General features: G+C 70.2%; 12 protein-coding genes. 11 read left to right on the plus strand and 1 reads right to left on the minus strand.

Features of this window, described 5'->3' with window-relative positions:
* Window positions 1–41: 41 nt before the first annotated feature.
* The 3 genes from HALOF300_RS14255 to HALOF300_RS14265 all read left to right on the plus strand — a co-directional run bounded on the left by HALOF300_RS14255 (window position 42) and on the right by HALOF300_RS14265 (window position 4,161).
* The gene (locus tag HALOF300_RS14255) at window positions 42–3,422 is read left to right on the plus strand and encodes a phosphodiester glycosidase family protein (protein WP_156741595.1); all 3,381 of its coding nucleotides are present in this window, start codon (window positions 42–44) and stop codon (window positions 3,420–3,422) included.
* 71 nt (window positions 3,423–3,493) lie between these two features.
* Window positions 3,494–3,733 (plus strand): FitA-like ribbon-helix-helix domain-containing protein, encoded by a 240-nt coding sequence (locus HALOF300_RS14260; protein WP_156741596.1) that lies wholly within the window; start codon window positions 3,494–3,496, stop codon window positions 3,731–3,733.
* A complete protein-coding gene (locus tag HALOF300_RS14265) occupies window positions 3,730–4,161 on the plus strand; it encodes a type II toxin-antitoxin system VapC family toxin (RefSeq protein ID WP_156741597.1) in 432 nt (143 codons plus the stop codon). The genes HALOF300_RS14260 and HALOF300_RS14265 overlap by 4 nt, the downstream gene beginning before the upstream one ends.
* A 27-nt stretch (window positions 4,162–4,188) precedes the next feature.
* On the opposite strand, the gene hisN is transcribed toward HALOF300_RS14265, so the two are convergent.
* Complete coding sequence (gene hisN / locus HALOF300_RS14270) at window positions 4,189–5,007, minus strand: histidinol-phosphatase (RefSeq protein WP_156741598.1); 819 nt, start codon at window positions 5,005–5,007, stop codon at window positions 4,189–4,191.
* Window positions 5,008–5,096: 89 nt separating this feature from the next.
* On the opposite strand from hisN, the gene HALOF300_RS14275 reads away from it, so the two are divergent.
* The 8 genes from HALOF300_RS14275 (at window position 5,097) to HALOF300_RS14310 (ending at window position 13,303) form a co-directional block, all read left to right on the plus strand.
* Window positions 5,097–5,858: an IclR family transcriptional regulator gene (locus tag HALOF300_RS14275; protein ID WP_156741599.1), complete on the plus strand. Its 762-nt coding sequence runs from the start codon at window positions 5,097–5,099 to the stop codon at window positions 5,856–5,858.
* A 111-nt stretch (window positions 5,859–5,969) separates the two neighbouring features.
* Window positions 5,970–7,199 (plus strand): DUF4185 domain-containing protein, encoded by a 1,230-nt coding sequence (locus tag HALOF300_RS14280; protein ID WP_156741600.1) that lies wholly within the window; start codon window positions 5,970–5,972, stop codon window positions 7,197–7,199.
* A 111-nt stretch (window positions 7,200–7,310) separates the two neighbouring features.
* On the plus strand, window positions 7,311–8,012 hold the full coding sequence (locus HALOF300_RS14285; protein WP_197522561.1) for a FadR/GntR family transcriptional regulator: 702 nt from the start codon (window positions 7,311–7,313) through the stop codon (window positions 8,010–8,012).
* Between the two features lie 79 nt (window positions 8,013–8,091).
* Complete coding sequence (locus tag HALOF300_RS14290) at window positions 8,092–9,372, plus strand: ABC transporter substrate-binding protein (RefSeq protein WP_156741602.1); 1,281 nt, start codon at window positions 8,092–8,094, stop codon at window positions 9,370–9,372.
* A gap of 82 nt (window positions 9,373–9,454) precedes the next feature.
* Entirely contained in the window at window positions 9,455–10,372 is a 918-nt protein-coding gene (locus tag HALOF300_RS14295) for a carbohydrate ABC transporter permease (RefSeq protein ID WP_156741603.1), read from the plus strand.
* A gap of 10 nt (window positions 10,373–10,382) precedes the next feature.
* The gene (locus tag HALOF300_RS14300) at window positions 10,383–11,192 is read left to right on the plus strand and encodes a carbohydrate ABC transporter permease (protein WP_156741604.1); all 810 of its coding nucleotides are present in this window, start codon (window positions 10,383–10,385) and stop codon (window positions 11,190–11,192) included.
* An 18-nt stretch (window positions 11,193–11,210) separates the two neighbouring features.
* A complete protein-coding gene (locus HALOF300_RS14305; protein WP_156741605.1) occupies window positions 11,211–12,032 on the plus strand; it encodes an SDR family NAD(P)-dependent oxidoreductase in 822 nt (273 codons plus the stop codon).
* Complete coding sequence (locus tag HALOF300_RS14310; RefSeq protein WP_156741606.1) at window positions 12,029–13,303, plus strand: enolase C-terminal domain-like protein; 1,275 nt, start codon at window positions 12,029–12,031, stop codon at window positions 13,301–13,303. The genes HALOF300_RS14305 and HALOF300_RS14310 overlap by 4 nt, the downstream gene beginning before the upstream one ends.
* The last annotated feature ends 14 nt before the right edge of the window (window positions 13,304–13,317 follow it).

A 13,317-nucleotide genomic window follows, 5' to 3' on the forward strand; every position in this document is an offset into this window, starting at 1 on the left:
CGTCGGCCCACCGCCACGGATCACGCCACCGGAGGACAACCGTGCCCCTGCCCACTCGACGACTCATCGCCGCGCTCGCGGGCGCCGGCCTGCTCCTCACCGGGCTCGTCGCGCCCGCCACCGCCGGACCCACTCCGACCGCTCTGGTGCGCCCGGGCGACGACAACGGCCTCGGCCTCGATGCCGACGGGTCCGTGCTGCACGAGGTCTCGACCCGGCCGATCGCACCCGGACTGGACCTGACCAGCTTCCAGCGATTGGAGGACCAGGGCTGGACGACCGGCAACATCCTCGTCGCGGACCTCACCGAGCCGACCTTGAGCATGCAGGTCCTCGACTCGGGCACCACGACCACTCCCGCAACCGTGCTGGACCAGGTGGCCGGCACCGGCGCCGTCGCCGCCGTGAACGGCAACCACTTCGACATGAACTACACGAACGTCCCGATCTTCACCACGATCACCGGCGGCGAGGTGATCAACGGCTACGCCCAGCCGTACCCGGCGTTCACGATGACCGACGGCGTCGCCGCCATCGAGTACCTGTCCGCCGCCGGCGCGCTCACGGTGGGCGAAGCGACACACGACCTCGCCGGCCTGAACCGGGCGACGGTCCCCGTGAACGGCATCGGCGCCTACAACGAGCGGTGGGGCGACGCCTCGCTGGACCGGCCGGCCGGGGTGCCCGGCGAGACCGACGTCGCGACCGCCGTCGTGCAAGGCGGTGTGGTGACCGCGGTCACGGACGGGACCGGCACCGCGGGCGTACCCGCCGGCGCCCAGGTACTGCTCGGGCGGGGCACCGGGGCGGCCACGCTGCGCGCCCTCGAGGTCGGTCAGGCCGTCGAGATCAGCATCAGCCCGAGCTCTGACGTCGACCTCGGCATCGGCGGCAACGTGCCGCTCGTTCTCGACGGCGAGGTCGCCGAGTTCCCGGACGAGGCCGTCGCGGCGCGCACCGTGCTCGGCCTCACCGAGGACGGCAGCGAGCTCATCGTCGCGACCGTCGACGGCCGCGGCGCCACCGCGCGTGGGCTCACCCGCATCGAGATGGCGGAGCTGATGATCGACCTCGGGGCGTACAACGCCGTGAATATCGACGGCGGCGGCTCCACCACCATGGTGGCCCGGCCCGCCGGCGGCACCGAGGTCGAGCTCGTGAACACGCCCTCGGACGGCTCGGCGCGTGTGGTCGCGAACTCTCTCGCGTTCTTCTCGTCGGCCGACGCCGAGCGGCTCACCGACGTGGCCGTGCGCCCGGCGCTGACCGACCCCGACGCCCACAACATCATCCCGGGACTGACCCGTACGGTCGAGGGCGTCGGGCTGTCCGACCAGCTCGCGGGTGTGCCGGCAACCGGCGTGACTACCGTCAGCTCGCCGGGAGGAGCGCCTAGCGGACGCGACGCGAACGCCGTCATCACGCAGCGGCAGCGGACCGGGGCCGTGCTGACCGGCGTCACCCCCGGGCCGGTCACGGTCACCTATCGGGCCACCCGGATCACGGGCACCGCCGAGTTCACCGTGCTCGGGCCACTCGACCACGTCACCGCCTCACGGCAGCAGATCGCACTGGACGCCGCCGGGGACACCGCGACCATCTCGCTGGCCGCCCACGACGGCGACGGGTTCACCGCGCCGGTCGAGACCGCGGACGTCGAGGCGAGCGTCACCGAGGGGTTCACGGTGACGCCCAACGGCCGGGACACGTTCACGGTCACCGCCACCACACAGTCCGGCTCGGCGCTGGTGACGTTCGAGGTGGCCGGGGAGCTCGTGCAGGTTCCCGTCACGGTCGGCCTCACGACGGCGCCGGTCACCGACCTCGCCGACGGGGCGTCCTGGCGGTTCGCCCAGGACCGGGCGTCCGGGACGCTCACGACCACCACCGGGCCAGACGGCCAGCACGCGCTGCGCCTGCAGCACGACTTCACCACCTCGACGGCGACCCGCGGCTCCTACGCGGTCGCACCGGCTCCGATCGTGATCGCCGGCCAGCCCCAGGCCATCACGATGGCCGTCGACGGTGACGGCACCGGCGTGTGGCCACGGCTGCAGGTGCGCGACGGCGACGGCGTGGTCCGCCAGCTCGACGGGCCGCTGGTCACATGGGAGGGCTGGCGGGAGGTCACCTTCACGGTGCCACCCGGCGCTCCGTTCCCGCTCACTCTGGAGCGTGTGCGGCTGATGGAGACCCGGTCCGCGGCCAGCTACCACGGGGACATCTCGTTCGCGGACATCGATGCCGTCGTCGCCCCGGACGTGGCGCAGCCCGAGGCCGCGCCGGTGCACGACCCGGTGATCGTGACCGACGGCACCGTGACCGGGTACTCCCAGCAGATCGCCGTGATGTCCGACGCGCAGTTCGTGGGCCGGAACCCGGAATCGGACATCGTGGCCGCCGCGCGGCGCACCCTCGCCGAGATCGTGGCCGCGGACCCGGACCTGCTCATCATCAACGGCGACCTGGTCGACGAGGGCGCACCGATCGACTTCGACCTGGCCCGGCGGGTGCTCACCGAGGAGGTGGGCGACGCCGTCCCCTGGCTCTACGTGCCAGGTAACCACGAGATCATGGGCGGCTCCATCGGCGAGTTCGAGGCCGCGTTCGGTCCGGCCCAGCAGGTCACCGACCTCGACGGCACCCGGATCATCACCCTGGACACCTCCGCCGGGTCCCTGCGGGCCGGCGGGCTCGACCAGATCCGGATGCTCGAGGATGCCCTGGACGCGGCGGCGGCCGAGCCGGCGGTCACCGGCGTGGTGGTGTTCTTCCACCACCCGACCGAGGATCCGCTGCCCGGGGACGCCTCACAGATCTCCGACCGGTACGAGGCCGCCGCCGTGGATGCACTCCTCGCGGAGTTCCGAGCCACCAGCGGACGCTCGATCGCCGTGATCAACTCCCACGTCGGCGCGTTCCACGCCCGCAGTTTCGATGGCGTGTCCAACGTGATCAACGGCAACTCCGGCAAGTCTCCGGCCTCGACGCCGGCGGACGGCGGGTTCACCGGGTGGACGCTGCTCGGGATCGACCCGGCCGCGGGCGTGGTCGGGGCGAACCCGGCGCCGGTCACCAGCCGGCTGGCCTGGTTGCGCGCGGAGGTGCGGCCCCGCGTCGACTCGCTCGCCCTCGAGGTTCCGACCGAGATGACGGTGGGGGAGGTCGGCCTGGTCGCCGGGACCGTCACCCAGGACGAGGTCCGCGACGTGCCCGTGGCGTGGCCGATGAGCGCGGACTGGTCCGGCGACGGCGTGAGCATCTCCGACGGGACCGGGACGGACCTGGAGCCCGCGGCGCAGGTGCTCCGGCTCAACCCGGCGACGGGGGAGGTCACCGCCGTGGCGCCCGGCACGGCCACCGTGGTGCTGACCGTGAACGGGATCAGCCAGGAGGTGGTCGTGACCGTCGGTGAGGGCTGACAGACGCGCCCCGGCGCTCCCATCGCTGTCGAAGTGCTAGCATTCTGCAAGTAGCGAGAGGCGGTTGGCAGATGGCCACGGTGACCATCAGGAACCTGGACGACGAACTGGTCGAGGCACTCAAGAAGCGCGCCCGTGAGCATGGGCGTTCCATGGAGGCCGAGGCGCGTCGGATCTTGGCCGATGCGGTCGTTGCCGATGCTCACACGGCCGGGCTGGGATCGCGGATCCGCACGCGATTCGCCGGATTGGGCGAAGTGACGGCGGAGCGCTCCGGTGATCTTCCGCGCGAGGTCGAGCTCGACGCGTGATTGTCCTCGACACGAACGTCATCTCGGAGTTGACCCGGTCCGCACCGGACCGGGCGGTGGTCGGATGGTTGGATGGCCTGGACTCTTCCGAGACGTACCTGACCGCGGTGACCACGGCCGAACTCCTGGATGGAGTGGAACGTATGCCGGCCGGGCGGCGTCGAACCGCAATCGCCGGCGCCGTAGCGGACCTGATCGGCCTGGACTTCGCTGGCCGCATACTGCCGTTCGACGTGGCCGCCTCCGACCGGTTTGCGGCCGTCCTTGCCGCTCGCCGCTCGATCGGCCGGCCGATCGGCATGGCGGACGCCATGATCGCGGCGATCAGCCTGGAAGCAGGGGCGACGTTGGCGACCCGCAACGTGCGCGATTTCGAGGGCGTTTCCCTACCTCTCGTGAATCCGTGGCTCGCTACTGGAGACGATTGAGGTCGCAGGCTCCCCGCATATTGCGGGTTAGTGGCGCTGCAATCCCGCCAGCACGCCGTCGTGCAGGTGCCCGTTGGTGGCGACGGCGTTGCCGCCGAACGGGCCGTCCACTCCCTCCAGGGAGGTGAACCGGCCACCGGCCTCGGTCACGATCGGGACCAGGGCCGCCATGTCGTAGACCTCGAGGTCCGGCTCGCACGCGATGTCCACGGCCCCCTCGGCCACCAGCATGTACGACCAGAAGTCGCCGTACGCGCGGCTGCGCCAGAGGCTGGCCTCCAGGGACAGGAACTCGTCCAGCAGGTCCGCCTCCTCCCAGCCCGCGAGGCTCGAGTAGGACAGTGAGGCGTCCTCCAGGCGGGTCACCGAGGACACCGAGATCCGAGTTGCCGCGGACAGCGACCGGCCGGTCCACGCGCCGGACCCGTTGGCCGCCCACCAGCGCCGGTTCAGCGCTGGGGCGCTGACCACGCCGAGGACCGGCTGGCCCTCGTCCACCAGCGCGATGAGAGTGGCCCAGACGGGCACCCCGCGGACGAAGTTCTTGGTGCCGTCGATCGGGTCGATCACCCACTGGCGGGCGCCGTGGCCGGTGACCCCGAACTCCTCGCCGAGCACCGAGTCACGGGGGCGGGTCCGGGAGAGCTGGGCGCGCACGATCTCCTCGGCGGTGCGGTCCGCGTCGGTGACCGGGGTGGTGTCCGGCTTCGTCTCCACGTGCAGGTCCTGCGCCTTGAACCGGGCGGTCGTCTGGGCGTCGACCTGATCCGCGATCACGTGCGCGAGGCGGAGGTCGTCGTCGTAGCGAGGCCGTCGAGGGGCCTGGGCTGCACTATCGCTGCTCATGTCAGGCAACATATCGGTTAGCCGTCGACGGTCCGGGCAGGCGCCCCGGGCAGCCGGGCACGGCCTGGAACGAGTGAGGCGGGCGAACGATGACGGAGCAGTCCCCGATGGGCAGCGTCGACAAGGCGCTGCTGGTCCTGACCGAACTGTCCGCCGCTGGCCCGCGCGGTCGCAGCCTCGCCGACCTGGCCGAGGCGGTGTCGGTATCGAAGTCCACCCTGCACCGCACCCTCGCCGCGCTGCGGTACCGGCACTTCGTGGCACAGGACCCGGTGAGCGGCTCGTACCGCCTCGGGGCCGCCGCGATCGACCTGGGCGCGACGTTCATCGAGGGCGACAACCTTCCGGCGCTGCTGCACCCGATGCTCGAGAGCATCCGTGACTCCTTCGACGAGCTGTGCCAGCTCGGGGTGCTCGACGGGACCGATGTGGTGTACGTGGACAAGGCGGAGCCGGCACACGCGATCCGGGTGTGGAGTGCCGTCGGGCGACGGATCGCGGCTCTGACGACCGCCCTGGGGCGTTCCCTGCTCGCCGCGGGCGAGGTGGACCGTCGCATCCTCGGGCGGCTCGCGCCGCCGGCCCGGTTCACGCCGGAGGAGGTGCAGCGGTCCTGGGAGGCGGTGGTGAACGCTCGGCTCGACGGCTACGCGGTGGAGCGCGGCGAGTCCGAGCCCGGTATCGGTTGTGTGGCGGTCGCGATCCTGCGGGCTCGCCGACCTGTGGCCGCGGTGAGCGTGACGATGCCGCTCGAGCGGCTCGAGCATCAGATCCCCGAGCTCGGCGGCCGGCTCCGCAGGGTCGTCGAGGCCGAGCTGCCCGGCTCGCTCTCGTTGCCGCCGACGCTGTAGAGCCTTGACCTGTGCCCGGCGGCACTGGAATGCTCCTTGCATCAGTTCCGGAACTAGCGTTCGCCTATGCGGAACGCCGACTGGTCCGGTCCAGGCGAAGGAGCCACGATCATGCGTCCCTCCACCACGGCTCAGCCGAACGAGAGGCCGCGTCGACGTGGCCTCGCTGCCGCCACCGCCGTCGGGCTCGGGATCGGTGCCCTGCTGCTGGGCGCGCTGCCCGCGCAGGCCGGTGGGGGAGCCGGGGGATCCGGCGCCGGCTCCTGCTCGCTCGACCCGGTCGCGATCGAGCCGTCCGCACAGGTGCACGCTGCGCTGACGGACGCCTTCACCGGCTATGGCGACTCGGGCGAGGGTTGGACCGGCGGTGACTCCACCTACTCGGTGCCGCTGGGCGGCGGGCGGACCGCCTGGATCTTCTCGGACACGTTCCTCGGTCCCGTGAACCCCGATGGATCGCGCCCCGAGACCACGCCGTTCCTGAACAACTCCTTCGTGATCGACGAGCGCGGGAGCCTGAGCACGGCGACCGGCGGCACCCCCGAGGCGCCGGAGTCGCTGATCCCGCCGCCCGAGGAGGGCGGCGGCTGGTACTGGGTCGGTGACGGCGCGACCGACCGCGATGGCAACCTGCAGCTCGTCGCCCTCAAGTTCTGGTACGGCGGCGGTGGCGCCTTCGACTTCGGCTGGGAGTCCAACCACCTGGCGACGTTCGACTCCGAGACGTTCGAACGGCTCGACTTCGTCGATCTGCCCTCGGCCGCCGGGGTGCAATGGGCCAGCTGGCTCCAGCGGGACGGGCGCTACACCTACATCTACGGCGTGGAGGACCTGGGCGCCTCCAAGTACATGCACGTCGCCCGCGTGAGCGGCCGCGACCTCGACGGCGCGCCGTGGGAGTACTGGGACGGCACCGGTTGGTCCGGCGAGGAGACGGACACGGCCCGAATCATGGACGGCGTCGCGAACGAGTACAGCGTCGCCCCGCTGCGGGACGGGTACCTGCTGATCACCCAGGACACGCACGAGATCTTCAGCCGGAACATCGAGGCGTACGTCTCCTGTTCGCCGACCGGCCCGTTCACGCCCCTGGGCACCGTCTACGAGATGCCCGAGGTGGGCGCTGCCGGCTCCTACGGGAATCCGAACATCTTCGCCTACAACGCTCATGAGCACCCGGAGCTGCGTACTCGGGGCGATCGGATCCTCGTCACGTACAACGTGAACAGCTTCGACTCCGGTGACCTGTACGAGGACGTCACGATCTACCGGCCACGGTTCGTCGAGATCGACCTGGGGCTTCGTCCGGACTGCGGGCGGGAACTCGGGCGCTGCGGCTGACCGGGCGCACCGCTGCGGTTCCGGCTGCCGAGCGGCCGACAGGTCACAGATTCATATCGGTGCGGACCATGTGCTGGTCCCACGACGTCGTCTAGTGATTAGATGACTTGCATGGCACAGCAGCCGGACGTCGCGAAGAGGGCGAACCTCTCCAATGATCTGGCGCGTGCGATCGTCCGGCTGGTCAACGACCGCGGGCTCCAACCCGGCGACCCGCTGGACTCCATGAAGGTGCTCGCGGCCCGCTTCGAGGTCGCCGTGCCCACGATGCGGGAGGCGATGCGGCGGCTCGAGGGGCTCGGAGTCCTGGAGTTCCGGCACGGTTCCGGCGTCTACGTCGGCGCCAACTCCGGCCGGCGGGTGCTCGCGAACCCACTCTCACCCCGGCCCGACTCCGATCAGCTCGTGGAGCTGCTCGAGGCACGTCGCCAGATCGAGCCGCAGTTGGCGATGCTGGCCGCCCAGGTGCGCGAGCCGGTCGCCATGACTTGGATGGAGGAGGCACTGGAGCGCTCGCGCCGACTCGTCGCCGAACGGGACGAGGCGCTCTGGCTCTCGAACCTCGACTTCCACCGCGCGGTCGCCGCGGCCGGGGGCAACGGCGTGCTCGCCGAGGTCCTCGACTCGATCGTGCTCGTCCATGGCGAGGAACAGAAGGAGATCCTGCGACTGCACGGCGACGCCGTCGACGACTACGCCGAGCACGCCCGGATCGGCGCCGCCGTCCGGGACGGCGATCCCGAACTCGCGCGCGAAGCGGCCTACACCCACCTCGACCACGTCGTCGAGGTGATCCGGGCCCGGATCGGCTGATCCGGGCCGCGAAGGTCCGCACCCCACGGACCCAGCCGAAGTACCCAGCAGCACCCCAACCCCACAAAGAGGTGTATCCATGAGGAAGAAGACGACCCTGGCGGCCGCCGTGCTCACTGCGGCCGCGCTGACCCTGGCCGCGTGTTCCGGAGGCGGCGACGGCACGGACGGCGGCGACGGTGGTGATGGTGGCGACCCCACCGAGGCCGTCCTGAGCTTCTACACCGACAAGGCCGCATGGGAGCCGTCCTTCGACGACATGAACGCCGCGTCAGAGGGCGTCACCGCGACGCTGGAGTTCACCGGCTACTCCGACCCGACGGCCTACGACGCCTTCATCAAGCAGTCGTTCCGCACGGACGACAAGCCTGACCTGTTCACCTGGCACACGGGCGACTCGCTGGCCCAGCTCGTCGATGAGGGCCTCATCGCGCCGACCACCGAGATCTGGGACGCCGCGATCGCGAACGGCGACGTCACCGAGGAGCTGGCGGAGAACTACACCTACGACGGCGAGCAGTACTGCGTGCCGCTGAACGTCGTCTACTGGGTCATGTACTACAACAAGGCCGTCTTCGAGGAGAACGGCGTCGAGGTCCCGACCACATGGGACGAGTTCATGGACGTCGGGCAGACCCTCGTGGACAACGGCGTGGTGCCGCTGCACCAGATGAACATCATCTTCGAGTTCGTCTGGTTCCAGGCGATCCTCGCGGGCCTGGACCCCGACGCCTACAACGGGCTCTCCGACGGCAGCGTCAGCTACACCGACCCGGTGGTCGTGGAGGCCATGAACATCTGGCACGACATGCAGACCGACGGATTCTTCATCGACCCGGGCGTGACCACGGACCCGCAGACGTTGCTCCAGACCGGCGAGGTCGCGATGGCCTACTTCGGGACGTTCTTCACCGGCCAGCTCACCGACCTCGGCATGGTCTCCGACACCGACTACGGGATCTTCACCCTGCCGAACGTCAGCGCCGACCTGGGCGACACGTCGGTGGTCGTCGAGACCGGCCCGCTGTGCGTGGGTGCCGGCAGCGCGAACGAGGCGGCAGCCCTGGACTACAGCGCCTGGTGGATGGGCGTCGACGCCCAGTCCGCATGGAGCGAGTCCCGTGGTGACGTCTCCTTCAACCCCGGCGCCACGGTGACCGACGCCGCCCTGGCGGCGATCACCGAGGAGGTCAACGGTGACGGCTTCCTCCAGCTGCGCCGCTACCTGGAGGCGACCCCCACCCCGATCTACACCGTGGCCTCCGAGCAGTTCGGGGCGTTCGTTACGAACAACGGTGACCCGATGGCGGTCCTGGAGGCGATCCAGGCCGAGGCGGACGCGTACTGGGCCGAGAACTGACCTGTCGGTGGGGCCCGCCGCCCCAGCCCGGCCGCGGACCCCACCGACGATCCGGCCCGCCTGAAAGAGGAGGTGCGTGCGCATGTCCCTGCCCACCGCGCGGCAAGCGGAACTCGCCCCGCAGCGCAAACCGAAGAACCAGTTCTGGCTCTCCAGCATCGGCTTCGTGGCACCCGGCGTGCTGCTCGTCGCCGTTGTGCTCTACCTGCCGTTCCTGTGGACCACCTACATCAGCTTCACCGAGTACAACGGCCTCGGTGACCCGGAGTTCATCGGCATCGAGAACTTCCGGGACATGTTCGCCGACCCGGCGTTCCTCAACTCGGTCCTCAACACCCTCTACTGGGTGCTCGGCACGATCGCACTGCCGGTCGGACTCGGGCTGCTGATCGCCGTGCTCAGCCACGGGCTGCCGAACGCGACGCTGTTCCGGCTGCCGTTCCTGATCCCGTACGCCCTCTCCGGGGTGGCCGTCGGCGTCATCTGGTCCTTCGTGCTGCAGACCAACGGGGCGCTGAGCCAGGCGCTGGTGTTCCTGCACCTGCCCGGTTCGGAACTGCGCTGGCTGCTCGACGCACCCCTGAACACGTTCGTGATGATCGGGGCCTCCACCTGGCAGGGCGCCGGCGTGAATGCGCTGCTGTTCGGCATCGGCCTGCAGTCCATCCCGAAGGAGCCTCTCGAGGCGGCCCGGGTCGACGGCGCCAGCGGCTTCACGCTGTTCCGCACGATGACCTGGCCGATGCTCGCCCCGCTCACCACCGTGGTGGTCGGCCTGTCCATCGTGGGCAGCCTGAAGACGTTCGACATCATCTGGGGCATGACCAAGGGCGGCCCCGGCCGCGTCTCGGAGACGCTGGCCCTGACCATGTACAAGGAGACGTTCATCAACAACGCCTACGGTCTGGGCGCGGCGGTGGCGCTGTTCCTGACCGTGGTCACGGTGCTCGCCTCCATCCTCTACCTGCGCCGGCAGCTCGCCGACTCCAGGTCGATCTGAGGAGGCCGCGATGCTCGCACGCAAGATCGTCCTCGCGGTCCTCGGCCTCCTCTGGCTGGTGCCGGTCTACCTGCTCCTCGCGAACGCCTCGAAGCTGCCCGCGGAGTTCGGCACGTACGGGCTGTGGGAACCGGGCAACCTCGGCGCCCTCTTCACGAACATGGCCGACGCCTGGGATCGCGGCCGATTGTCCCAGGGCATCGTCTCGACGGCCGTCTACGCCATCGTGTCCCCGATCATCGCCGTGATCATCGGCGCCGCCGCCGGGTTCGCCATCGTGGCACTGCGGCTGCGGAACGGCTTCTTCTGGTTCGTGGTCATCTTCGCCAGCACGATCTTCCCGCTGCAGATGATCCTGATGCCGCTCTTCGTCGGGTACGCCCAGACCGGTCTGTTCAACACCAGGGTCGGCATGATCCTCGTGTACACCGTGATCGCCACCCCGTTCTCGGCGTTCGTGATGCGCAACTTCTTCACCGGCATCGCGCACCAGGTGTTCGAGGCCGCGGTCATGGACGGTGCGTCCACCTGGCGGATCTTCTGGCGGATCTACCTGCCGATGTCCACCAGTGCCCTGATTGCGATCTTCATCCTGCAGGCCACCTTCATCTGGAACGACCTGCTGCTGGGCCTGACCCTGACCCAGTCCTCGGAGATCCGCCCGGTGATCACGGCCTTGTCCGCGTTGCAGAGCACCTACGGGGGATCGGCGATGTCCACGGTGCTCGCCGGCGGGCTGCTCGTCTCGCTGCCAACCGTGATCCTGTTCCTGGCCACGCAGCGCGCCTTCACCCGGGGCCTGTCCCTCGGCCAGTTCTGAGAAAGGCGGAACCCTGAGATGACAACACCGATCGAGGCCGCCGACGGCGGAGGGTCACCCTCCGTGGTCGCGGTCACCGGGGGAGCAGCGGGGATCGGGGGCGCCGTCGTAGCGCGCCTGGCCGGTGACGGCGCGCGGGTGTACGCGCTCGACACCGACGCCGACGCCCTCGCGCGACTGGAGCAGCCGCACGGCTCGGGGGAGATCGTCGGGGTCCGCGTGGACGTCACCGACGAGGACGCCATGACAGCCGCGTTCGAGGCCATCGCGGCCGACGGCGGCGTGGGCGGCCTCGTCTGCGCGGCCGGCATCCAGACCTACGGCACGGTGGACGCCACCGCGATGGCGACCTACGACCGGGTGATGGCCGTGAACGTGCGGGGCGCGTTCCTGGCCGCGCACCTGGCCGTGCCGCAGATCCGCTCCCGCGGCGGCGGGGGTATCGTGCTGATCTCCTCGGTCCAGGCATACGTCGCCCAGCACGGCGTCGCGGCCTACGCGGCCACCAAGGGGGCGCTGTTGTCCCTGACCCGCGCCATGGCCGTCGACCATGCACGCGAGGGGATCCGGGTCAACGCCGTGTGTCCGGGATCGGTGGACACCCCGATGCTGCGCTGGGCCGCGGGCCTGCACGCGGACGGCCCGGAACAGGTGGACGCGATCGTCGCCGAGTGGGGCCGCTCGCACCCCCTCGGACGGGTCGCCCGTGCCGGGGAGGTCGCGGACGTGGTGGCCTACCTGCTCAGTGACCGGTCATCGTTCGTGACCGGTGCCGATATCAAGGTCGACGGCGGCCTCACCGCGGGCAACGCCGTCGCCCTGCCGGAGGAGGACCAGTGAGCGACCTCAGGATCGTCGACATCCGGGCGACCACCGTGACGGTGCCGCTGGAGGCGCCGTTGCGACACTCGAACGGCGCCCACTGGGGCCGGTTCGTGCGCACCATCGTGGAGATCGAGGCGAGCAACGGACTGATCGGCCTCGGCGAGATGGGCGGCGGCGGGCAGAGTTCGGAGGCCGCCATCGACGCCCTCAAGCCCTACCTGGTGGGCCACGACCCCGCGAACGTCGAGGCGCTCAGGTTCATGATCGCGAACCCGACGGCGAGCCTGTACAACAATCGCACCCAGCTCCTCGCGGCCGTCGAGTTCGCGTGCCTGGACCTCCTCGGCCAGCACGTCGGCCTGCCGGTGCACGACCTGCTCGGCGGGAAGGTCCGCGACGAGGTCGAGTTCGCGTCCTACCTGTTCTACCGGTATCCGGGGCGCGACGGGAGCGGCGAGGTCCGCACGATCGACCAGCTCGTCGACGAGGCGAAGGCACTCAAGGCCAAGCACGGGTTCCGGGTGCACAAGCTCAAGGCCGGGGTGTTCGACACCGACTTCGAGCTGGCCGGCTACCGGGCGCTCGCCGAGGCACTCCCGGCGGACCGGTTCCGGTACGACCCGAACGGTGCGCTCAGCGTGGAGGAGTCGATCCGGTTCGCGAAGGCGATCGAGGACCTGCCCAACGACTACCTCGAGGACCCCGTCTACTCCCTCACCGGGATGCGCCGGGTCCGGGAGAACACCCACGTCCCGCTCGCCACGAACACGGTGGTCGTGAACTTCGAGCAGCTCGCGGCGAACATCCTCAACCCCGCCGTGGATGTGATCCTGCTGGACACCACGTTCTGGGGTGGGATCCGGCCGTGCATCCGGGCCGCCGGGATCTGCGAGGCGTTCTCCCTCGGGGTCGCCGTGCACTCCTCCGGGGAACTGGGCATCCAGCTCGCGACCATGCTGCACCTGGGTGCGGTCGTACCGAACCTGGTGTTCGCCGCCGACGCGCACTACCACCACCTCACCGATGACATCGTCACCGGCGGGTTGCGACCCTACGTCGACGGGAAGATGGCCGTGCCCACGGCGCCCGGTCTCGGCGTCACCCTCGACCGGGACAAGGTCGCCGAGTACGCCGAGCTCTACCGCGAGCTGGGCGGGTACACCTACGACCGTGACCCGGGCCGCCCGGACTGGTACCCGCTGCTGCCGAACACCTCCTTCGCCGACCACACCGTCGAAGGCATCCCGGAGGCCCTCGCCGCGGAGTACGCCCGATGGCCCGCCTGATCATCGACGCCGAA

The sequence above is a fragment of the Occultella aeris genome (genome assembly GCF_902703175.1).
Lineage (GTDB): Bacteria > Actinomycetota > Actinomycetes > Actinomycetales > Beutenbergiaceae > Occultella > Occultella aeris.

Excerpts from the sequence above, each read along its gene's own strand:
- HALOF300_RS14295 (WP_156741603.1), top strand. The coding sequence starts at position 9,455 with ATGTCCCTGCCCACCGCGCGGCAAGCGGAACTCGCCCCGCAGCGCAAA.
- HALOF300_RS14280 (WP_156741600.1), top strand. The coding sequence starts at position 5,970 with ATGCGTCCCTCCACCACGGCTCAGCCGAACGAGAGGCCGCGTCGACGT.
- HALOF300_RS14290 (WP_156741602.1), top strand. The coding sequence starts at position 8,092 with ATGAGGAAGAAGACGACCCTGGCGGCCGCCGTGCTCACTGCGGCCGCG.
- HALOF300_RS14275 (WP_156741599.1), top strand. The coding sequence starts at position 5,097 with ATGACGGAGCAGTCCCCGATGGGCAGCGTCGACAAGGCGCTGCTGGTC.
- HALOF300_RS14300 (WP_156741604.1), top strand. The coding sequence starts at position 10,383 with ATGCTCGCACGCAAGATCGTCCTCGCGGTCCTCGGCCTCCTCTGGCTG.
- HALOF300_RS14260 (WP_156741596.1), top strand. The coding sequence starts at position 3,494 with ATGGCCACGGTGACCATCAGGAACCTGGACGACGAACTGGTCGAGGCA.
- HALOF300_RS14305 (WP_156741605.1), top strand. The coding sequence starts at position 11,211 with ATGACAACACCGATCGAGGCCGCCGACGGCGGAGGGTCACCCTCCGTG.
- HALOF300_RS14285 (WP_197522561.1), top strand. The coding sequence starts at position 7,311 with ATGGCACAGCAGCCGGACGTCGCGAAGAGGGCGAACCTCTCCAATGAT.
- hisN (WP_156741598.1), bottom strand. The coding sequence starts at position 5,007 with ATGAGCAGCGATAGTGCAGCCCAGGCCCCTCGACGGCCTCGCTACGAC.